The organism is Noviherbaspirillum sp. (genome assembly GCF_035254865.1).
Lineage (GTDB): Bacteria > Pseudomonadota > Gammaproteobacteria > Burkholderiales > Burkholderiaceae_D > Noviherbaspirillum.
The window spans coordinates 57,325-78,367 of sequence record NZ_DATFAF010000027.1 but is presented as its reverse complement, the minus strand read 5'-3'; the positions used below and the strand labels follow the sequence as shown (position 1 = coordinate 78,367).

General features: G+C 58.6%; 15 protein-coding genes. 2 read left to right on the top strand and 13 right to left on the bottom strand.

The genetic code is table 11. The features are described from left to right. Positions 1-62: 62 nt before the first annotated feature. The 13 genes from trpA to aroC all read right to left on the bottom strand — a co-directional run bounded on the left by trpA (position 63) and on the right by aroC (position 14,843). Positions 63-860, bottom strand: coding sequence for a tryptophan synthase subunit alpha (gene trpA / locus VJ651_RS08285; protein WP_324106993.1), 798 nt, complete (start codon positions 858-860; stop codon positions 63-65). A 106-nt stretch (positions 861-966) separates the two neighbouring features. Next, entirely contained in the window at positions 967-2,235 is a 1,269-nt protein-coding gene (trpB, locus tag VJ651_RS08280; RefSeq protein WP_324106992.1) for a tryptophan synthase subunit beta, read from the bottom strand. A gap of 11 nt (positions 2,236-2,246) precedes the next feature. Next, positions 2,247-2,921, bottom strand: coding sequence for a phosphoribosylanthranilate isomerase (locus tag VJ651_RS08275; protein WP_324106991.1), 675 nt, complete (start codon positions 2,919-2,921; stop codon positions 2,247-2,249). Positions 2,922-2,961: 40 nt separating this feature from the next. Next, positions 2,962-3,780 (bottom strand): tRNA pseudouridine(38-40) synthase TruA, encoded by an 819-nt coding sequence (gene truA / locus VJ651_RS08270; RefSeq protein ID WP_324106990.1) that lies wholly within the window; start codon positions 3,778-3,780, stop codon positions 2,962-2,964. 59 nt (positions 3,781-3,839) lie between these two features. Continuing rightward, on the bottom strand, positions 3,840-6,614 hold the full coding sequence (locus tag VJ651_RS08265) for a FimV/HubP family polar landmark protein (RefSeq protein ID WP_324106989.1): 2,775 nt from the start codon (positions 6,612-6,614) through the stop codon (positions 3,840-3,842). Between the two features lie 327 nt (positions 6,615-6,941). Continuing rightward, the gene (asd, locus tag VJ651_RS08260; RefSeq protein WP_324106988.1) at positions 6,942-8,078 is read right to left on the bottom strand and encodes an aspartate-semialdehyde dehydrogenase; all 1,137 of its coding nucleotides are present in this window, start codon (positions 8,076-8,078) and stop codon (positions 6,942-6,944) included. A 33-nt stretch (positions 8,079-8,111) separates the two neighbouring features. Beyond that, positions 8,112-9,185 carry a 3-isopropylmalate dehydrogenase gene (gene leuB / locus VJ651_RS08255; protein ID WP_324106987.1) on the bottom strand — a complete coding sequence of 358 codons (1,074 nt, stop codon included), beginning with the start codon at positions 9,183-9,185 and terminating at the stop codon, positions 8,112-8,114. A gap of 19 nt (positions 9,186-9,204) precedes the next feature. After that, positions 9,205-9,852, bottom strand: coding sequence for a 3-isopropylmalate dehydratase small subunit (leuD, locus tag VJ651_RS08250; RefSeq protein ID WP_324106986.1), 648 nt, complete (start codon positions 9,850-9,852; stop codon positions 9,205-9,207). Positions 9,853-9,904: 52 nt separating this feature from the next. Continuing rightward, a complete protein-coding gene (locus VJ651_RS08245; protein ID WP_136418092.1) occupies positions 9,905-10,027 on the bottom strand; it encodes an entericidin A/B family lipoprotein in 123 nt (40 codons plus the stop codon). 24 nt (positions 10,028-10,051) lie between these two features. After that, complete coding sequence (gene leuC, locus VJ651_RS08240; protein WP_324106985.1) at positions 10,052-11,455, bottom strand: 3-isopropylmalate dehydratase large subunit; 1,404 nt, start codon at positions 11,453-11,455, stop codon at positions 10,052-10,054. Between the two features lie 175 nt (positions 11,456-11,630). Then, the gene (locus tag VJ651_RS08235) at positions 11,631-12,437 is read right to left on the bottom strand and encodes a M48 family metallopeptidase (RefSeq protein WP_324106984.1); all 807 of its coding nucleotides are present in this window, start codon (positions 12,435-12,437) and stop codon (positions 11,631-11,633) included. Between the two features lie 23 nt (positions 12,438-12,460). After that, complete coding sequence (locus VJ651_RS08230) at positions 12,461-13,636, bottom strand: MFS transporter (RefSeq protein WP_324106983.1); 1,176 nt, start codon at positions 13,634-13,636, stop codon at positions 12,461-12,463. 106 nt (positions 13,637-13,742) lie between these two features. Then, positions 13,743-14,843, bottom strand: a complete 1,101-nt coding sequence (gene aroC / locus VJ651_RS08225; RefSeq protein ID WP_324106982.1) for a chorismate synthase — start codon at positions 14,841-14,843, stop codon at positions 13,743-13,745. 436 nt (positions 14,844-15,279) lie between these two features. Between aroC and VJ651_RS08220 the strand changes: the two genes are divergently transcribed. Next, positions 15,280-17,523 (top strand): EAL domain-containing protein, encoded by a 2,244-nt coding sequence (locus VJ651_RS08220; protein WP_324106981.1) that lies wholly within the window; start codon positions 15,280-15,282, stop codon positions 17,521-17,523. Between the two features lie 72 nt (positions 17,524-17,595). Continuing rightward, positions 17,596-20,862, top strand: a complete 3,267-nt coding sequence (locus VJ651_RS08215; RefSeq protein WP_324106980.1) for a PAS domain S-box protein — start codon at positions 17,596-17,598, stop codon at positions 20,860-20,862. The last annotated feature ends 181 nt before the right edge of the window (positions 20,863-21,043 follow it).

The window sequence follows — 21,043 nt, the reverse complement described above, 5'->3', positions numbered from 1 at the left end:
CGCTCGACTTGACGCGCGCCAATATGCGAGGCTGATAGCAAATTTGCCACGTTTAAAGGATCTTATTCGTCCAGTGCCTTGCGGATGCCGGAGATAAATGTTTGTACTGCCTGCACCGCGTTTTCGCGGGGGGTATTCTCGAGTTCCTGAATAATCCGGCTGCCGATGACGACCGCATCGGATACGGACGCGATCGCCTTCGCCGTGTCAGCGTCACGAATGCCGAAGCCAACGCCTACGGGCACCTTCACGTGCCTCTTGATATTCGGAATCTTGGTGGCCACCGCTTCCAGATCGAGGTGCCCCGATCCTGTCACACCTTTCAATGACACGTAGTACACATAACCGCTTGCGATTTTTCCAACCTGCTCGATCCGCTCATCAGTGGACGTCGGGGCCAGGAGGAAAATCGGGTCAAGGCCGTTTTCCTTCAGGGATGCGGCGAACTCCTCGCATTCCTCCGGTGGATAATCGACGACCAATACACCGTCGACGCCCGCCTGTTTGGAAGCCTGGATGAAAGCCGCCTCGCCCATGCGCTCGATCGGATTCGCATATCCCATCAGAACGACGGGTGTAGACTGGTTGCGTGTTCGAAATTCACTGACGAACTGCAATACATGGCGCAGGCCAACGCCATTGGCCAATGCTCGTTCAGAAGCACGCTGAATGACTGGTCCATCCGCCATTGGATCGGAGAAAGGCACGCCGAGTTCGATGACATCCGCGCCACCCGCAACCAGCGCGTGCATGAGCGGCACTGTCAATTCCGGCGCGGGATCGCCCGCGGTGATGAACGGAATCAGACCCTTTTTATTCTTTTCTGCAAGTGCAGACAAGGTAGATTGAATTCTTGACATGATGATGGTTTCGTTATTATCCCGCCACACCGTGAGAGCCAGCGCCTCGGCCCTTCGCCTGGCGCGGCTTCATCGAAGCGACTTGTGTTGTATGCAAGGGTCTTGATCAGAATTTCTTCTTCGTCCGCTCGGCCACGGTATGCATGTCCTTGTCGCCGCGACCGGACAGATTCACCAGAATGATCTTGTCCTTCGGCAGTGTAGCCGCGAGCTTGGCCGCATAGGCCAGTGCGTGACTGGACTCCAGTGCCGGAATGATCCCTTCGATGCGGCAGCAAGTATGAAAGGCGTCGATCGCCTCGTCATCGCTGATCGAAACGTACTTGGCGCGACCCGAGTCCTTCAGGTAGGCATGTTCAGGGCCGACACCCGGATAGTCCAGGCCTGCGGATACCGAGTGCGTTTCCGTGATCTGCCCGTTTTCATCCTGCAGCAGGTAGGTCCGATTGCCATGCAGGACGCCGGGCGAACCTGCGATCAAGGAGGCGGAGTGCTTGCCGGTTTCCAGCCCCTCGCCAGCAGCTTCGACGCCGATCAACTGGACATCCTTGTAGTCGATGTACGGATAAAAGATGCCCATCGCATTCGAGCCGCCGCCGATACAGGCGACCACGTAATCCGGCTGCCGTCCTGCCATCTCCGGCATCTGCTCCAGGCACTCCTTGCCGATCACGGATTGAAAATCGCGCACCATCATCGGGTAGGGATGCGGTCCGGCCACGGTGCCGATGATGTAGAAGGTGTTTTCCACATTGGTCACCCAGTCGCGCATCGCTTCGTTGAGCGCATCCTTGAGCGTCTTCGATCCAGATTCGACAGGCACCACCTTGGCACCGAGCAGCTCCATCCGATACACATTCTGCACCTGGCGCTTGACGTCTTCGACGCCCATGTAGACCACGCATTCGAGGCCGAAACGCGCGCAGATCGTCGCAGTCGCCACCCCGTGCTGACCGGCACCGGTCTCCGCGATTACGCGTGGTTTTCCCATGCGCTTGGCCAGCAAGGCCTGACCGATCACGTTGTTGATCTTGTGCGCACCGGTATGGTTAAGGTCTTCGCGCTTGAAATAGATTTGCGCGCCGCCCATCTTCTCGGACCAGCGCTTAGCGTGATAAATCGGGCTGGGACGGCCGACGAAGTGCTTCAGTTCGTCTTCGAATTCGGCCAGAAAATCGGGGTCGTTGCGATAATGCGCATACGCTTCCTTCAGCTCAGTCAGCGCGTGCGTCAGGGTTTCGGAAACAAAGGTGCCGCCGTATGGCCCGAAATGGCCTCGCGCGTCCGGCAAATTGTAGTGCGCTTCCTGGTAGACGGCGGTCTTCGGCGCGGCCTGGCGCTCGGCGTAGTTCTCCAGCGCGTTCAGTTCTTTCATGGTCATTCTCTCTATGATGTGCTCAGTGTTGCATCCGCCCGACGCACGGCCTCCATGAAGGCCCGTATCCGGGAAGGATCCTTGATGCCCTTGGACAGTTCGACGCCGCTGCTGACATCGACGGCATGAGGGCGTACCCGAAGCACTGCCTCAGTTACGTTTTGCACGCTCAAGCCACCACTTAAAACGACCCGAGGCGCGAGCTCTTTTGGGATGAGAGACCAATCGAAAACCTTTCCACCGCCACCATAACCGTCGACGAGTGCGTCGAGCAGCAAACCTGCGAACAAAGGACTGGCAGCGCGATAACTATGCTCGTATTTTAACAAATCGGCGCCGGTTATTTCCGGGCCAATCCTGGCGGCGCGCATGAAGGGACGATTCACATTTCCCGCGACCACACAACACTGCTCAATACTTTCGTCACCATGGAATTGCAACAGGGAAACTGGTGCCTGCCTGACAACGGAAGCGACCTCATGCGCACCGGCATTGACAAACAGGCCAACCGTTGTCACGAACGGGGGAATGGCCTTGATCAGCTGTGCCGCGGCATCTGGTGAGACGTAACGGGGACTCTTCGGGTAGAACACAAGGCCGATCGCATCGGCGCCTGCCGCAACGGCGGCTTTCACGTCCGCGATCCTTGTAAGACCGCAAATCTTGATTCGGGTACGATGGTTCATCGCTTCAATTCAATTGAGCCAGACATCTATTATCCGCTTCCTAGGCCCACGGCAAGGGGTTGACGCTCTCTTGCGGCAGATGCCATTTCGCATCATAGGCAATTCTTGCCAGATACAAACCATCGGGCATGAATGTCGGCGCCGCGCGGCTGCGATCGCGTCCCGCGAGTATTTCGTTCAGCCATTGCGGCGCCTGGTTGCCATTGCCAACGACAATCAGCGAACCGACGATGTTACGGACCATGTGGTGCAGGAAGGCACTGGCGGTCAAGGTGAATACAATGATATCGCCCCGCCGCTCGATGCATATGTCATGCATGGTCTTGACGGGCGACTTGGCCTGGCACTCAGCAGCGCGAAACGCGGAAAAATCATGCGTACCCAGGAGATATCGGGCGGCAGCGCGCATCGGTTCCACGTCGAGCGGCCGAAAAACCCACCCCGCCTTTCCCGCCAATAGCGGGGAGCGAACCGGATGGTTATACACGACATAATGATAAGTCCGTGCAGTTGCGCTGAAACGTGCATGAAACTCGCCCTCGTGCTGATGCGGCACTTCACACGCCCAGCGCACCGCAATGGACGAGGGTAGAAAGGCATTCACTCCGCGCACCCAGGAAAACATCTCCCGCTCCAGTTCCGTGTCGAAATGCACGACTTGCTCCAATGCGTGGACACCGGCATCCGTCCGCCCGGCACAGGTGGTTGCGATCTCGGTCAATGCAAACCGTTTCATCGCGGCTTCCAGCGTGTCCTGCACGGTGTGGCCGGCGGGCTGCGTTTGCCAGCCGTGCCACGGCATGCCGTCGTATTGGACGCCCAGCACTATGCGCTTCAATTTTGCTCCCGATGACAACATTCCTGAAAACAAAACGGGCGCAAGCTCAACGCCGCGCCCGTTCTTGAACGGATGACTAATTATGCGAGCTCAAGCAACAAGGATTTTGCTTTTTCGCTTTGCTCCGGCGTGCCGCCTTTGAGCACCTCATCCAGCAATTCACGTGCGCCTTCCTTGTCCCCGATTTCCTGATAGGCAATTGCCAGATCAAGCTTCGTGGCCATTTCCGCACTCGTGGAACTGTCGTCCGAGGATTCATGCGAGTCAAGAGCCAGGTCGGCCGCATCAGTCGCCCCCTCCGGTTTCAGCTCAAGACTGATGCCGGACAGGTCGAAATCCATCGCGTCGGCGACTTCGGCTTTTGTTTCCTCCGGTGTCGATGCAGGTATTTCATCGAGGGCAGGAATCTCCATCTCCAGCGGGGCAACATCCGTCGGCGGCGTTTCCATATCCAGGGAAATATCCGGAATCGGCTCCTGGATTGGCGCGGCTTCCTCGGTGGTGAACTCCAGGTCGGCAACAGCCGGCAGCGGCTCTGTGTGCGCCGCGGACTCCGCCTCGGGAGTCGCCTCTGCTGCAGGTTCGGATGCGGCTTCGGACTGTTCCACTTTCGGTTCATCAAGGAAGTCGAAATCGATCGAGGCCAGGTCAGGCGACGGCTCCGCAGGCGCAGGACGCGGCATGGTATTGGGAACCGCCATGTCGCCTAGCCCCAGCCCGTCAAGGTCGAACTCCAGATCATTCGAGGATGGCTTCCGCTCAGGTTCGGCTTCGGGCTCAGGCGTCAGCTCCAGCGGTTTGTCTTCCGCGAGCGACGAGTTGCCGAAATATTCGGTTTCGCTCTCGAGCGATTCGCTGTTCAGCGGAGAAATATCGGACTGCGTAGACGACAGCAGCGTTGCCAGACCCTGTTCATCCAAAGGCTGTGTCGGCGCGACGAGGATATCGGACGACGACTGCTTTTCCTTGCCGCTTGCATAGAGCGGATTGTTCGGATCAATCGCGAGGCCGAGCGCGGCTGCCTGTGCCCATTCTTCGCCCTGCCCCTTGGTCAGGCCATACAATTCCGTGGCCAATACTTCGAATGCGCGCAGATCCTTGCGATTGGAATAAATCTCGAGCAGCTTCACACGCACGGCGTGACGGTCGGGCTGCGTGCGCAAGGCTTCCTTCAGGATTTCCTCAGCCTGCGCATCGCGCCCGTAGGCGATGTACACGTCGGCTTCGGCGACCGGATCGACTTCGTTGGTATCGAGCTGGCTGGCCGAGGGAGCGAAGCTGGAATTGAAGACACTGTTATTCGTGTCCACACTCTGGCCACCGGTGGAGCCGAACAGCGAATTCGCCTTCAGGCTCGAATCGGTAATGATGCTGTCCTCGAACGGCTTGTTCTGCTTCTGGCGCCGTGCGCGGTAGATGCCCAAGGCGCCCAATGCGACGAGCAGCGCACCAACGCCCGGCAACACAAGCGGATTTTCCATCAAGCTTTCAAAGAAGCTTGGCTCCGGCGGCGGAGGCGGCGGTGCGGCAGGTTTCGGTTTTGTGACCGGCGATGGTGCCTTCGCTGCTGGCGGAGGAGGAGGCGTGACCGGTTTTTCGGCCTTGGTTTCATCCGGTTTGGCTGGTGCCGACGCAGGTGCGGACGCGGCTGACGGGGGAGCTGCAGGTTGCGGTTCCGTCTTTGCGGCGCTGGCCTGTTTCTGCTGTTCGGCGAGAGTCTTGTTCTTGACTTCGAGCAGCTTCTGCAAATCGGTGACGTTCTTTTCCAGCTCCTTCACCCGTGCATTTGCTTCGGCTACTGCCTTGTCCTTGGCAATCTTGTCTTCTGCGGTAACTGCGCCAGCAGGCTTGCCGGCGTTTGAGCCCGGCGCCGGCATCGCATTGGACAGTTTCAATTTGTCCTTCGATTCGGAAGCAGGTGTCGGTTTCTCTTCCACCTTCGCAGTAATCTTGCCGCCGGCGCTTTGCTTGCCTTCGGCCGATTTCGGCGGTGCGGCCTTGGCGACCTGACCCGCCAATCTGTTGCGATAGTTATTGAAATCCGCTGCTTGCGCGACGATGATGTTGCGCGCCTCAGTATTGCTGATCTCGCGCGCCGTATCGGCACTCGGCACGTTAAGAATCTGTCCCGCCCTCAGGCGATTCATGTTCTGGCCGACAAATGCGTTTGGATTCTGTTGGTAGAGGGCGACCAGCATTTGATCGAGTGACACCCCACTCGGCTTCACCTGGCCTGCGATGTGTGCAAGGGTGTCGCCACGGCGTACACGGTATTCGCCAGACGCCGCTTCGCTGCCTGCTTCAGCCGCGTGTTGCGGAACGGGTCGCGCCTTTGGCACAGCATCTTCCTGCGCCTTTCTTGGTTGTACCGGAGCGGATTGTGGGGCTTGTTCAGAGCGGATTGCCGCCTGGGGTGCCCTTGCGGCGCTTGGTGCCGGAGCCGGTGCAACCTGTGCAGACTGTGCTGTACGCAGATCGGGCGGATCAAGCAGGAACGTGTACTCGCGGATCAACCGACCATTCGGGCCGGTCAATTCCATCAGCATGTCGACGAATGGTTCGTTCAGCGGCTGCGCTGAAGTAATGCGAATGAACTGCCGGTCGCCACGTTGCTCTACAGCGAAACGCAAGGACATCAACGCAGGGCTGAATTCGATGTTTGCCTGACGAAATGCGTCGGAGGATGCCAGCTTTGCGTTCAGCGCCCCAACTTCGTCTTTCGAAACGGAAGTGAGTTCGATCTCCGCTCGCAAGGGTTGCCCGAGGGAAGACAAGACCGCCAGCTTTCCCAAGCCTGCGGCGGACGCATTTGAAAACAATAGTGCGGTCGCAATCGCCGCACTAATTGTCTTCAAGTGAAACGTGCCGAAGGTCGGGCACTTAATTGAATGCATTTTTGATGGCATAGGAGGCATTCCGTTTGCATATCTGAAGTAGGCACAATCACCGCGCCAATTTAACATTGATCGAGGGAACTTTCACCATATCATCATGGACTTAGGCGCGCAAGTGTAACTAACTTGCTAACTGGTGTAAAACTGGCATCGCCGCGTATACATTAATAGCAGAGGAATCCCGACGATCCACTGTTGTGGATTGACAACGCGACTGGGGCCTGCGGGTCGTCGGTTCGATGAACCGGCCACCAGCAGGCCCCAGTTTTCAGTACCGTCTCAGCCGGTTCAGTTTTCCAGAACAACGCGCAGCATGCGACGCAACGGCTCAGCCGCGCCCCACAGCAGTTGGTCGCCAACCGTGAATGCCGACAGGTATTCACCGCCCATCTGCATCTTGCGCAGACGGCCGACCGGAATGTTCAGACTGCCGGTGACTGCTGCCGGCGTCAGATCCTTCATCGATGCTTCGCGGGTGTTCGGCACCACCTTGGCCCATTGATTGGTGTTGGCGATGATGCCTTCGATCTCGTCGAGCGGAACATCCTTCTTCAGCTTGATGGTGAGTGCCTGGGAATGGCAACGCATTGCACCGATGCGCACACACAGGCCGTCGACCGGTACTGCTGCCTTGGCGCTGGCGCCGAATGCCGGACCACGGCCGAGGATCTTGTTGGTTTCTGCGCCAGCCTTCCATTCTTCGCGCGACACGCCGTTGCCGAGATCCTTGTCGATCCAGGGAATCAAATTGCCGGCAAGCGGGACACCGAACTGCTTCGTCTCGTCAGCGGTCAATGCATGCTGTTTGGAGAGAACCTTGCGGTCGATTTCGAGGATCGCGGACGCCGGATCGTCGAGCAGCGATTTGACTTCGGCATTGATGGAGCCGAACTGCGTGAGCAATTCGCGCATGTGCTGCGCGCCACCGCCGGATGCTGCCTGATAGGTCATCGACGTCATCCAGTCGACGAGGTCGTGCTGGAACAAACCACCCAGGCCCATCAACATGCAGGACACCGTGCAGTTGCCGCCGATGTAGTTCTTCACACCGCGGCCAAGCGCATCCTTGATCACGTTCAGGTTGATCGGATCGAGAATGATGATCGCGTCATCCTTCATGCGCAGCGTCGAAGCCGCGTCGATCCAGTAGCCATTCCATCCGGCCGCACGCAATTGCGGGAAGATTTCCGTCGTGTAGTCACCGCCCTGGCAGGTAATAATGATGTCGCACTTCTTGAGATCATCAATATTGCTCGCGTCTTTGAGTGTGGTTTCGTTTTTCGCCATTGCAGGGGCCTTGCCGCCCGCATTGGATGTCGAGAAAAACACCGGCTCGATATGAGCGAAATCGCCCTCTTCCTGCATGCGCTGCATCAGGACCGAGCCCACCATACCACGCCAACCCACCAGACCGACTAACTTCACGATTTTCTCCCTCAAGTACACTTCAAAAACAGATTACGAGGCTAGCGCCTTCACGACCGCATCACCCATCTCCTTCGTTCCGACCTTGGTCGTACCTTCCTCATGGATGTCCGGCGTACGCAGGCCTTGCGACAAGACTTTCTTGACTGCGGCTTCCAAACGATCCGCTTGCTCCGCCTTGTTCAGCGAGTAGCGAAGCATCATCGCGGCCGACAGAATGGTCGCCAGCGGATTGGCAACCCCTTTGCCTGCGATGTCCGGCGCGGAGCCGTGCGAAGGCTCGTACAAACCCTTGTTGTTCGCATCAAGCGAGGCGGACGGCAGCATTCCGATCGAGCCGGTCAGCATCGACGCTTCATCCGACAGGATATCGCCGAACATGTTGCCCGTCACGATGACGTCGAATTTCTTCGGTGCGCGCACCAACTGCATCGCGGCGTTGTCGACATACATATGATCGAGCGCGACATCCTGGTATTCCTTGTGGACGTCGGTCACGATGTCTTTCCAGAACTGGAAGGTCTCCAGCACGTTTGCCTTGTCGACGCTGGTCAGGCGCTTGCTGCGCTTGCGTGCGGCCTGGAAGGCGACATGCGCGATGCGACGGATTTCCGACTCGGCATAACGCATGGTGTCGAATCCCTCGCGTTCGCCCTTGAACGGACCATCCGGGCATTCGCGCACACCGCGCGGCTGGCCGAAATATATGTCACCGGTCAATTCGCGGATGATCAGGATATCCAGGCCTGACACCACTTCCGGTTTGAGCGTGGATGCGCCTGCCAGTTCCGGATACAGGATGGCCGGACGCAGGTTCGCGAACAGATTCAGGTTCTTGCGCAGGCCGAGGATCGCTTGCTCCGGGCGCAGTGCGCGCTCCAGCTTGTCATACTTCCAATCGCCGACAGCGCCGAACAGGATGGCATCGGCTTCCTTGGCGATCTTGAGGGTCCCCTCCGGCAGCGGGTGGCCGTGCGCTGCGTAGCCCGCGCCGCCGACCGGTGCAGTTTCCATTTCAAACTTTTCGTCAAGCGCGTTCAGCACCCGCACCGCTTGTTCGATGATTTCGGGGCCGATGCCGTCGCCCGGCAGAATTGCGATTTTCATTTGTCTTCTGGATGAATAATTAAATCGTGTTGGCGAGCCACGGCTGGGTCGCGAGATGACGTTCCTCGAACGCACGGATCTTGTCCGATTGGCGCAGGGTCAGTCCAATGTCGTCCAGTCCGTTGAGCAGGCAGTATTTGCGAAAGGAATCGACTTCGAAGGGAAAGGTCGTATTGCCGTTGCCGCCGACGACGATCTGCTTGTCGAGGTCGATGACCAGGCGGTAGCCCGGGAATGCCTTGACTTCATTGAACAACTGATCGACTTGTGCTTCCGTCAAAACGATGGGCAGCACGCCGTTCTTGAAGCAGTTGTTGAAAAAGATGTCGGCAAAGCTCGGCGCAATCACCGCGCGAAAGCCGTATTGCTGCAGCGCCCAGGGCGCGTGCTCGCGCGAGGAACCGCAGCCGAAATTCTTGCGCGCCAGCAGAATCGACGCGCCTTGATAGCGCGGTTGGTTCAGCACGAAGTCCGGATTGAGCGGACGCTTCGCATTGTCCATGCCCGGTTCGCCGTGGTCGAGATAACGCCACTCGTCGAACAGGTTGGGGCCGAAACCGGTGCGCTTGATCGACTTCAGAAACTGCTTCGGGATGATGGCGTCGGTATCGACATTTGCGCGATCCAGCGGCGCAACCAAACCATCGTGTACGGTAAATTTATCCATGATCCTGATCTCAAGAGCCGTCCTTCTTTCCGAATGAACGGCTGCACTTCGTTTATTTCTTTGCTGCGTTCTCGACGACTTCGCCTGCTTTTTTCACATCCTTGCCAATGCCCTGGACGGTATTGCAGCCCAGGAGGACCAGCGAAGAAACGATGAGTGCGAATAGTTTTTTCATTTTTAGCCCTCCCCCAAAAAAGCGCTAGCGCAATGCGCGTACGTCGACAAAATGCCCGGCGATACCGGCGGCCGCAGCCATTGCAGGCGAAACCAGATGGGTGCGTCCGCCCTGCCCCTGGCGGCCTTCAAAATTGCGGTTGGACGTCGACGCGCAACGCTCGCCCGGCTCAAGGCGATCGGCATTCATCGCGAGACACATCGAGCAGCCAGGCTCGCGCCATTCAAAACCGGCTTCCTTGAAAATCCTGTCGAGCCCTTCGCGCTCGGCCTGCGCCTTGACCAGACCCGATCCCGGCACCACCATCGCCAGCTTCACGTTGGAAGCGCGATACTTGCCGCGCACGACGGCGGCCGCCGCACGCAGATCCTCGATGCGCGAATTGGTGCATGAACCGATGAAGACCTTGTCGATGCGGATGTCGGCAATGGAGGTATTGGGCTTCAGGTCCATGTAGATCAGCGCCTTCTCCATCGCATCGCGCTTGACGGAATCCTTTTCCTTGTCGGGATCAGGTACGCGGTCGTCGACGGACACGACCATCTCCGGCGAGGTGCCCCAGGTGACTTGCGGCTTGATTTCGGCGGCATTCAGGGTGACGACCATGTCGAACTTCGCACCCGCGTCGGAATGCAGTGTGCGCCAGTATTCGACCGCGCGGTCCCAATGCGGGCCGACCGGCGAGAGTGGGCGGCCCTTGACGTAATTGATGGTGGTGTCGTCGACGCCAACCATGCCGGCGCGTGCGCCCGCCTCGATCGCCATGTTGCAGACCGTCATGCGGCCTTCCATGGAGAGGGAACGAATGGTGGAGCCGGCAAATTCAATTGCATAGCCGGTGCCTCCGGCGGTGCCGATCTTGCCGATCACGGCAAGCACGATGTCCTTGGCCGTTACGCCGAACGGCAGTGGGCCGTCGACCTGCACCAGCATGGATTTGGACTTTTTGGCGAGCAGGGTCTGCGTCGCCAGCACGTGCTCCACTTCCGAGGTGCCGATGCCGTGCGCGAGACAGCCGAACGCGCCATGCGTGGAAGTATGCGAATCGCCGCAAACCACGGTCATGCCCGGCAAGGTTGCACCCTGCTCCGGGCCAATCACGTGGACAATGCCTTGGCGCAGATCGCGCATACCGAAGTAGGTCAGACCGTACTCCTTGGCGTTGTCGTCCAGCGTCTCGACCTGCAGGCGGGAAACCGGATCCGTAATGCCGTTGGCACGATCGGTGGTCGGCACATTGTGATCGGCGACGACCAGGTTGGCGGAAACGCGCCACGGCTTGCGTTCGGCGAGTTTCAGGCCTTCGAATGCCTGTGGACTGGTGACTTCATGCAGCAGGTGCCGGTCGATGTAGAGGATGGCCGTGCCGTCCTCCTCGGTATGGACGACGTGCGATTCCCAGAGTTTGTCGTAGAGCGTTTGAGCCATGTTTCCAAGAGTGCCAAAAATGTGCGCCGTGCAGCGCAAAACGGAGAAAATAGTTCTTGATTATGCCATAGTTGTGCGATGCAATACCGCATGGCGCCGCCACGCAGGCCAATGAAAAACGCCCGCGGACAATGGTGCGGGCGTTTTATTGATTCTTTTACAACCGGGAGCGTATTCAGTGGCGCTTCCTGGCCTGTTCGTAGAGCGGCATCACGCGTTGCGAGTAGTTTGTCAAATCGCTAAGGCGTTCTTCGCGCGAGGGGTGAGTGGACAGGAACTTGACGGTTTCCGGCCCACCGACCTGCGCCATTTTTTCCCAAAGCGTAATCGCCGCGCGCGGGTTGTAGCCGGCACGTGCAGCCAGCTCGATGCCGATACGGTCGGCTTCGGTTTCATGCCGACGCGAATTCGGCAGCCCCAGCAGCCCCATGTACGCATACTCTGCCGTTTTTTGCCCGAGGTCGCCGACGCCAAGGATTGCGGCACCAACGGAAATGGCCGTTCCTGCAACCGCCTGCTCGGATGCCCGTTCGCGTGCGTGCTCGCGCAGAGCGTGCGCGATTTCATGCCCCATGACGGCGGCCAGTTCATCATCCGTGATGTGCAGCTTTTCGATCAGGCCGGTATAGACGGCAATTTTTCCGCCAGGCATGCACCATGCGTTCACCTCGGGCGAGGAAATGACATTCACTTCCCACCCCCAGCTCAGCGCATCCGGCCGAAAATTGACGGTCTGGGGAATGAGGCGGTTGGCGATGGCGCGCACACGCGCGACTTCGGCCGGATTCCGGTTGAGTTCGCCCTTCTGCCGCTCCTCGCCGATCAATGCCGTATATTGCTCGCGCGCCGCCTGGTCGATGGCTTCCGCCGGGACGGCCATCTTCTGCTCGCGAGTGACGCCGACGACGCCGCCCTGCGTGGTCTGCACTGTCTCGCAGGCCGCCAGCACCAGAATGGCTGCCGCTGCCAACACTCGCCTCATGATTGCGCTTCTGACGATCGACTTCATTTTCTCTCCTTATGATGTTGTGACTGCCAGCGATACGACAATGCGGCTGCGCCGGCGCCCGCCAACGCGAACATTGCTGCCATTAAATAGACTGTTCGTGGGCCAAATGTATCCCACAATCCGCCCAAAATCAGGCCGCCCAGCGTGCCTCCTAGCCCATAGGAAATACTCGTGTACAAAGCCTGGCCGCGCGCCTGGAGCGGGCCGGAAAACCATCGCTGCAGCGTTGCCACCGAAGCGGAATGATGAACGCCGAAGGTTGCCGCATGCATCACCTGAGCCAGCAGCAGCAGGACCAGCGACTGCGCGCCGTAGCCAATCATCAGGAAGCGGGCGACCGCAATCAGCAGGCTGGCGATCATCAGCTTCCGGATGCCGAAGCGCCGGAAAAGCGGCGTCTGATAGAAGAAGAAAACAATCTCGACCACCACGCCCAGGGACCACATCAAGCCTATCACCGTATTGCTGTAGCCGATTTGCGCCAGATACAAGGAATAGAAGACATACAGCGACGCATGCGCTGCGATCATCAGGAAGGTCGACACAAAAAATGCGCTGACCTCTCGTCGCCGTAGCAGCGTGAGCACCGATGGCGCTTCCTGATGCAGTTCGTCGTGCGCGGTTTCCTGCATGCGCGAAGTGGAAACCAGTACCATCGCAAGCAGCGCGAGTGCGATCCACGGCATCTGACGAATGCCATAGCGATCAAGCAGAGGACCGGCCAGCGTGACGGTCAGGATGAAGCCGACCGATCCCCACAAGCGCAGCCGACCGTAGTGCGTCAGATCGCCCCGCATTTCCGAGAGCATCAGCGCTTCCGACAACGGACCTTGCGCGCTGGTGAAAAGATTGACGGCCACCATCACGATCAAGAGTTGGGTGAAGCTCTGCCCGAAAAACATCCCGGTGAATGTCGTCACTGCCGCAATCGCGGTAATGCGCAGAACGCTGACGCGTTGCTGATGGCGATCGGCGACCCACCCCCACAGGTTGGGGCCAAAGATGCGCATCACCTGCATCAGGGACATCAATACGCCGATCTCCGCTGCCGTCATGCCCTTGTCGGAAAAGTACAGGCTGGCGTAGGGAGAAAACACGCCGACATAACCGTAATAGGCAAAAAAGAACAGGGCAAAACTGAAGGATTGCTTAGGCCAGGAAGGGTGATGCACGAGAGATTTTCCGATGGCAGCGCAGTTAACGTGGCCTGGTTGGAGCGAAACTTCCGCCGGGCAGCCGGGCAAGCAGCTCACGCCGCCCTGCCGCCCGATCAGGAAGTTACTTGATTTGCGCGGAGATCTTCGGCGTGTTTACCCGAACGTCCGTACATTGGGCGCGATGACGCAAGGCGTGATCCATCAGCACCAGCGCGAGCATCGCCTCGGCAATCGGCGTGGCGCGGATGCCGACGCAAGGATCATGACGCCCGAAGGTTTCGACATTGATCGGGTTGCCGTTCTTGTCGATGGAACGGCGCGGCGTGCGAATGCTGGAAGTCGGCTTGATGGCGATCGAAACCGTAATGTCCTGTCCGGTCGAGATGCCGCCCAACACACCGCCTGCATTATTCGAAGCGAAACCTTCAGGGGTCAGTTCGTCGCCATGCACCGTGCCCTTTTGGGTAATGGATTTGAAGCCGGCGCCGATTTCAACGCCTTTGACCGCGTTGATGCCCATCATGGCATAAGCAATGTCGGCGTCGAGCTTGTCGTAGATCGGCTCACCCAGCCCCACCGGGACATTCTGTGCAAGCACATCGATGCGCGCACCGCAGGAGTCCCCGTCCTTGCGCAACTGGTCCATGTATTCCTCAAGCTGAGGCAACACAGACGCATTGGCGGCGAAAAAAGGATTGTTCGGGACATGATCCCAGGACTCGAACGGAATGGCGATTTCGCCGAGCTGGCTCATGCAGCCCTTGAATGTGGTTCCGTATTGCTGATGCAACCATTTTCTTGCGATCGCCGCCGCACCCACCACGGGCGCAGTCAGGCGCGCAGATGAACGCCCGCCGCCGCGCGGGTCGCGAATGCCGTACTTGTGCCAGTAGGTATAGTCCGCATGGCCCGGGCGGAAGGTCTCAACGATATTGCCGTAGTCCTTGCTGCGCTGGTCTTCATTCCGGATCAGCAAGGCAATCGGAGTGCCGGTGGTTTTTCCTTCGAACACGCCGGAAAGGATCTCCACCTTGTCCTGCTCCTGGCGCTGGGTGACATGGCGCGAGGTGCCCGGTTTGCGGCGGTCCAGTTCCGGCTGAATGTCAGCTTCCGACAAATCCATGCCGGGAGGGCAACCGTCGACCACGCAACCGATTGCCGGTCCGTGCGATTCGCCAAATGTAGTGACGGTAAAGAGCGTGCCAAAGGTGTTGCCGGACATGATGATGTTGAGTTGATCTGGAAAGGATCGATTTTAGCGTATCGTCCAGCCGAACCGCTAATCGTTCCGGCATGCGCCTCGGGACTGGTCGAAGTCCGCAGCGGCATTGGTTGGAAAGCGTTCGCAGGAACAGAAGCCCCGATATTGCCCGTCGAAATATAAAAAACACAACGTGCATGCACATTGCTGCGCCGCAGAACGCGCGTTTTACCAACCATCGGCGACAATTGCGTAACCAGAAAATATGGTGCAACATCCGAAAAACAATTAAACAACAAGACGGGGACCTTGCATCAACCAACGTCTGAGGCGTCGATACCTTCACGTCATGGATGCAATACAGCCATCAACTGCCTGCGGGCAGCGGCAAATCCGAGGGATTTAGAGCTGTCGATTCGTATTTCCAGAAAGGCAGTCCGGGGATCTGGAGGGGACAATGAGTAGATCGAGCGCGTCGATGAGCGACGAACTCGTATTTCTGGACGAAGCATCTGCTCCGCCCGATGCTCCTTTGCGCGCCTCGACAAACGGCGTTTGGCGGGTAATGATCGTCGACGATGATGCGGACGTGCATTCGGCGACCACATTCGCCCTCAGCAATCTGGAAATGCAGCATCGACCGCTGGAATTCGTGCACGCCTACTCGGCTGCGCAAGCGCGGGATCTATTGGCTCGGCAGCGCGACATCGCGGTGATCCTGCTGGACGTGGTGATGGAACACGGAGACTCCGGCCTGCAATTGGTCCGGCATATCCGCGAATCGCTCAAACTCACCGAAGTGCGCATCATCCTGCGCACAGGCCAGCCGGGCTACGCCCCGGAAATCGAAGCGATCCGTGATTTCGATATCAATGACTACAAGACCAAGTCCGAGCTCACTCGCATCAAACTCTATACGACGGTAACCGCAGCGATCCGCTCGTATGAGCAGATACGGACCATCAATGCGAGCCGGCGAGGTCTCGACAAGATCGTGCGCGCCAGCACCGCTCTGATGGCCTTGCACGGCCTGGACAACTTCGCCGCGGGCATTATCGACCAGGTTGCGGAACTGCTGGAGATGGATGCGGACGGTTTGCTGTGCATGCGGGACCTCCACACCGCCGATAGCGAAGAGATGTCCGTGATCGCGGCGGCCGGTCGCTATGCGGATCTGCACAAGACCTCCGCGCGCACACTGCGGGATGTCGCGGTCAGAGACACGCTCACGCGCTCGCTCAATGAACGCCGCAATATCTACGGTCCGGATTTCACAACCCTGTATTTCGGCGGCTGTCCAAACGGACACTTCACGGCATTCATCAATACCTCCCGCGCGCTCAACGAGATCGAGCAAGGCCTGCTTGAAGTCTTCTGTCGCAACATTGCGGTCGGGCTCGATAATGTCCTGCTGCTCCACCGTTTGCACAACTTCGCGTTTTACGATCCGCTTACCAAGCTGCCCAACCGGGCGCGCCTGAAGGAACTGATCGACACTGCACTGATGCAGTCGCCGAGGCCCGACGCAACGCTGGCACTGGTCGACATCGATCATTTTGCCGAAACCAATGATGCGTTCGGGCACCAGTTCGGCGACTTGCTGCTGCTCGGCGTCGCCGCCCGCCTCGAGGCGCAGCTTGGCAATCAATTGGCCATCGCTCGCGTGGCGGGCGACACCTTCGGCGTACTCGGCGACCCTGCGCTCGTCAGTCCTGGTGTACTGCTGGAGTTGTTTGCCAAGCCCTTCAGCATCGATGGCCAGGACGTGCAGCTTTCGGCAACCGCCGGCCTGGTGCGACTGGCGGAATACGAAGGCTCCGGCGCCGACGCGTTGAAAGACGCCGACATCGCGCTCAAGCGCGCCAAGCTATTGCAGCGTGCCGGGCATTTCTATTTCTCGCGCAGCATGGGCGTGGACATCCGCGAACGGGTGCGCATGATGCATGCGTTGCGCAATGCATTTGAGCGAAAAGAATTGTTCCTGGTCTATCAGCCGCAAATCGATCTGGTTACCAGGAAAACCGTCGGTGCAGAAGCCTTGCTGCGCTGGCGGACCAGTGACGGCACGTTCATTCCTCCCGATCGCTTCATACCGATCGCCGAGTATTCAGGATTGATCATCGAGATCGGCGAATTTGTGATGCATGAGGCCTGCCGCGAACTGGTGCGACTGAGAAGCATGGGTTACGGCGATTTCACGATGTCGATCAACGTTTCACAAGTGCAGTTCCGCCATCCCCGTTTCCTCGACATGCTGCGCGAGGCGATCGCTGCAACGCAGGCGCCCCCCTCTCGCATCGAGCTGGAGATCACCGAGTCGATCGCCATGGAAGAGCCGGATGCATTGATCGAATTGCTGGATCAGATCAAGAAGATCGGCGTCAGCATCGCAATCGACGATTTCGGCACCGGCTTCTCGTCATTGAGCTACTTGCAGAGACTGCGGGTGGACCGCCTCAAGATTGACCGCAGCTTCGTTACTGAAATTACCAGTTCGTTGCGCGGCAGCAGCATCGCCGAAATGGTGATTCAGCTGGGCCGCAATCTCGGGCTCACCGTCATTGCCGAAGGCGTGGAAGATGACCGCCAGGCAGCCATCCTGACCACACTCGGCTGCCCGCTGGCGCAAGGCTACTTGTTTGCGCGCCCGATGACCGTCGATCAACTCACGGACTGGCTGACGGACAGTGGTCGTCAATAAGAGCAAGGGCGCGATGCGCGCAAATCATCCTCATCCGGCTTTCACGCGCATTGGAGCGGAATATCCATGTTCATGAGCGGGCGAACCCTGACGCTGCGGCGCGCCATCGTGCTGGTGGTCGTGCTGAGCCTGCTGATTCCGGTCGGCCTGATCAGCGGGTATTCATGGTTCAAGCGCTATCACGACGACATTCGCAAGCAGACCGAAGACTTGTCGCAACTCAATGCCGACGTTCTCGCCAGCGGGATGCAGGAACCACTGTGGAACATCAATCAGGAAAGCGGCCGCGCCCTGCTCGATACGATGATCGGGCGCAATGAAGACATTGTACGGATCGAGGTGCGCGACAATAAGCTCGGCATTTTCGTTTCCGGAGAGCGCGCCGAACGCCGGGCAGGCTATACCGCCACGACTGAAAAACCTGTGATCTACCGCGGTAGCCCGATCGGCTTGGTCAGGATTGAAGTCGGCAGCACACGGCTGCGTGCTGTGATGCTCAAGGGATTGCTGGAATCCATGGCTGCGGTGCTGGCGCAAGCGGTGTTATCCATTGTGCTGATCCTCATCCTGCTCGACCGCCGTCTGGTGAGACCCTTGCAAAAGCTCGGTGCGGGCGCGGACAGGCTGGCGGGAAGGCAGCTCGACGTGCCATTCACATGGCGCCGGCTGGACGAAATCGGCATGCTCAGCCGTCGCATGGAGGATACCCGCATCGGCTTGCGCAAACTGTTCGAGGAAGTCGATCGGAAGAATCGCGAACTCGAGCAGGACATCGACAAGCGCAAACACATTGAGCAGGAGCTGTACGAGCGCGAAGAGCGCTACCGTGCGCTGGTTGAACAAAGCCCGATCGCCATCGTCGAGTGGGACAGCGCCTACAAGGTCATTGAATGGAATGCCGCAGCCGAGAGAATTTTCGGCTATCCGCGCGATCGCGCAATCGGACAGCATGCAGGCTTCATTCTGCCCGACTCGGGCCCTGACTCCGTCAACGCCGCGTTTCGCAACCTAACCGGCGGCAAGGGCGACAGCCGCAATATCTGCCAAAACCTGCGCGCCGATGGAGAAATCATCATCTGCCAATGGAGCCACACCACCATTTCCGACACGGCGGGCAAGTACGATCGCTTGCTGTCGATCGCGGAAGACATCACCGAGAAGCGCCGCGCGGAGGATGCGCTGACACTGTCCGAAGCGAAATTCGCCGGCGCATTCCAATGCAACCCTGACTCGATTTCGATTACCCGCATGAGCGACGGCAAACTGATCGAGGTCAACCAGACATGTGAAGCGACGACCGGTTACAGTCGCGAAGAGTCGATCGGTCGGACGACGACCGAGCTCGGCATCTGGCACGACCCCGAGCGGCGAGACGCTTTCCTGCACGCGCTCAACAGCAATAACATCGTGCGCAACTTCGAATGGGAGATGCGCACCAAGCACGGCGACATTCGCAAATGCATGAGCAATGCGACGATTTTCAGCGCGGGCGACGAAAGCTATATCCTCTCCGCCGTCCGCGACGTCACCGACCAGCGCATTCTCGAAGAACAAAAAGCGGAGGCCGACCGCGCTCTGCTGCGCCTGGCGCAAGATACGCGCGACCTCGCTGGAGAATCCTTCTTCGAGCTTTTGGTGGCGGATCTTGCCTCGGCATTGCGTACCGATTGCGCATTCATCGGTCTGCGCATGGACGGCTCGCAAAGCGCGATACGGACGATCGCCGCTTACGCCAAGGGACGCAGCATCGATGACTTTGAATTCACCTGCACGGGCACGCCATGTGAGCGCACGCTGGAAGGAAATATCTGCGTATTCCCAAGCGGCCTGCAAGCGGAATTTCTCGATACCCATCTGCTGCCGGGATATGCCTGGGACAGCTACGCCGGCGCACCTCTACGCGATACTGCGGGAAATACCATCGGCCTGCTGGCGGTGATGCACTCGGAAATGCTGGGCAATCCCGACCTCGTGAAATCGTTGCTGCAGGTATTCAGCGAACGTGCATCGGCTGAGCTGGAGCGCAAACGCGCAGAAGAGGAATTGCGCAGCAGTGAACTGCGCTTTTCCACGATTTTCCAGTCGTCGCCGATCGCGATGTTCGTCACGCAGGTGCGCGGCAATTACATCGTCAAGGATGTCAACCGTGCGTTTGAAAAACTTTTCCTGCGAGACCGCGATTCGGTCATCGGAAAAAGCACAGCTGAACTGTCATTGTATTGCGACATGGCGGACCGCAAGTCCCTCATCGAAGAACTCAAGGAAACAGGCGCAACCGACAGCGGACGCGAAGTATGGATGTTTCGTGGTGACGGCAGCAAAGTCCTGGTGCAATTTTCTGGCCACACCTTTTTCCTTGCCGGCGACAAGTTCGGCATTCTTGCCTGCACGGACGTGACGGACAAGCGTCGCATCGAAAATGAAATCCGCGAGCTGAATGCCACTCTGGAGCAACGTGTCATCGAACGCACCGAAGAGCTGCAACAGGCAAACGAGGAGCTTGCCTACACACTGGAAACGCTAAACAAGGCGCAGGAAGAACTGGTGCGCAGCGAAAAACTGGCCGCCCTGGGGTCGCTCGTCGCCGGCATCGCGCACGAGCTCAACACGCCCATCGGCAACAGCCTGATGGTGGCCAGCACCCTGGCCGATCAAACGCGCGCCTTGAGCACCAGTTATGCAAGCAACGGATTGAAGCGTTCGACGCTGGAAGGCTATATCGGCGACGCCGGGAAGGCGGGCGACATCCTCGTGCGGAATTTGCAGCGGGCGGCCAATCTCGTCAACAGCTTCAAACAAGTTGCGGTCGACCAGACCAGTTCCCAGCGCCGCAAATTCTCGGTTGCGGAAGTGGTATCCGAAATCATGTTGACCATGTGGCCAACGCTCAAGAAGACATCATTCATCGTGAAACAGAGTATTCCGGAAGCCTTGACGATGGACAGCTACCCGGGCCCGCTCGGCCAGGTGATCACCAACCTCGTCAATAACGCGCTGCTGCACGGATTCGAGGGGCGTTCATCGGGCATTGTCTCCATTACCGCAGTCACGACCGAAGACGGCTGGCTGGAACTGACCGTCCGAGACAACGGCATCGGCATCCCTTTTTCCAATCTGAACCGCATCTTTGATCCATTCTTCACGACCAAGCTTGGCGCAGGCGGTTCGGGGCTGGGGCTGAACATCACTCACAATATCGTGACAGGAATATTGGGAGGCCGGATCCGCGTCCAAAGCGAACCGGGCGTCGGAAGCGCCTTCATCCTCACATTGCCGTTGGCGGCGCCGCAGATGACGGGGGAAGATGAGCCGATGCGGCCACAATCCTCCGGAGCATAGAAGCGCCGAAAATCATCGGTAGACAGATTGATCAGCCGCGAAGGAGCGACGCTACTTACAGTGCGCACCGGTCCCCGTCGATTGCGCCAAGACGTTTTACAATTAAAATGGATACGACGTCCGTTCGTCGCAGTGAAGACTGATTCTTTTTGCATCAAAGCCGGTGAACGACGTGCGCCGC

What these genes read in the sequence shown, in the direction of transcription:
- trpA (WP_324106993.1), bottom strand. Translation starts at nt 860, where the DNA reads ATGTCAAGAATTCAATCTACCTTGTCTGCACTTGCAGAAAAGAATAAA.
- trpB (WP_324106992.1), bottom strand. Translation starts at nt 2,235, where the DNA reads ATGAAAGAACTGAACGCGCTGGAGAACTACGCCGAGCGCCAGGCCGCG.
- VJ651_RS08275 (WP_324106991.1), bottom strand. Translation starts at nt 2,921, where the DNA reads ATGAACCATCGTACCCGAATCAAGATTTGCGGTCTTACAAGGATCGCG.
- truA (WP_324106990.1), bottom strand. Translation starts at nt 3,780, where the DNA reads ATGTTGTCATCGGGAGCAAAATTGAAGCGCATAGTGCTGGGCGTCCAA.
- leuB (WP_324106987.1), bottom strand. Translation starts at nt 9,185, where the DNA reads ATGAAAATCGCAATTCTGCCGGGCGACGGCATCGGCCCCGAAATCATC.
- leuD (WP_324106986.1), bottom strand. Translation starts at nt 9,852, where the DNA reads ATGGATAAATTTACCGTACACGATGGTTTGGTTGCGCCGCTGGATCGC.
- VJ651_RS08245 (WP_136418092.1), bottom strand. Translation starts at nt 10,027, where the DNA reads ATGAAAAAACTATTCGCACTCATCGTTTCTTCGCTGGTCCTCCTGGGC.
- leuC (WP_324106985.1), bottom strand. Translation starts at nt 11,455, where the DNA reads ATGGCTCAAACGCTCTACGACAAACTCTGGGAATCGCACGTCGTCCAT.
- VJ651_RS08235 (WP_324106984.1), bottom strand. Translation starts at nt 12,437, where the DNA reads ATGAGGCGAGTGTTGGCAGCGGCAGCCATTCTGGTGCTGGCGGCCTGC.
- aroC (WP_324106982.1), bottom strand. Translation starts at nt 14,843, where the DNA reads ATGTCCGGCAACACCTTTGGCACGCTCTTTACCGTCACTACATTTGGC.
- VJ651_RS08220 (WP_324106981.1), top strand. Translation starts at nt 15,280, where the DNA reads ATGAGTAGATCGAGCGCGTCGATGAGCGACGAACTCGTATTTCTGGAC.
- VJ651_RS08215 (WP_324106980.1), top strand. Translation starts at nt 17,596, where the DNA reads ATGAGCGGGCGAACCCTGACGCTGCGGCGCGCCATCGTGCTGGTGGTC.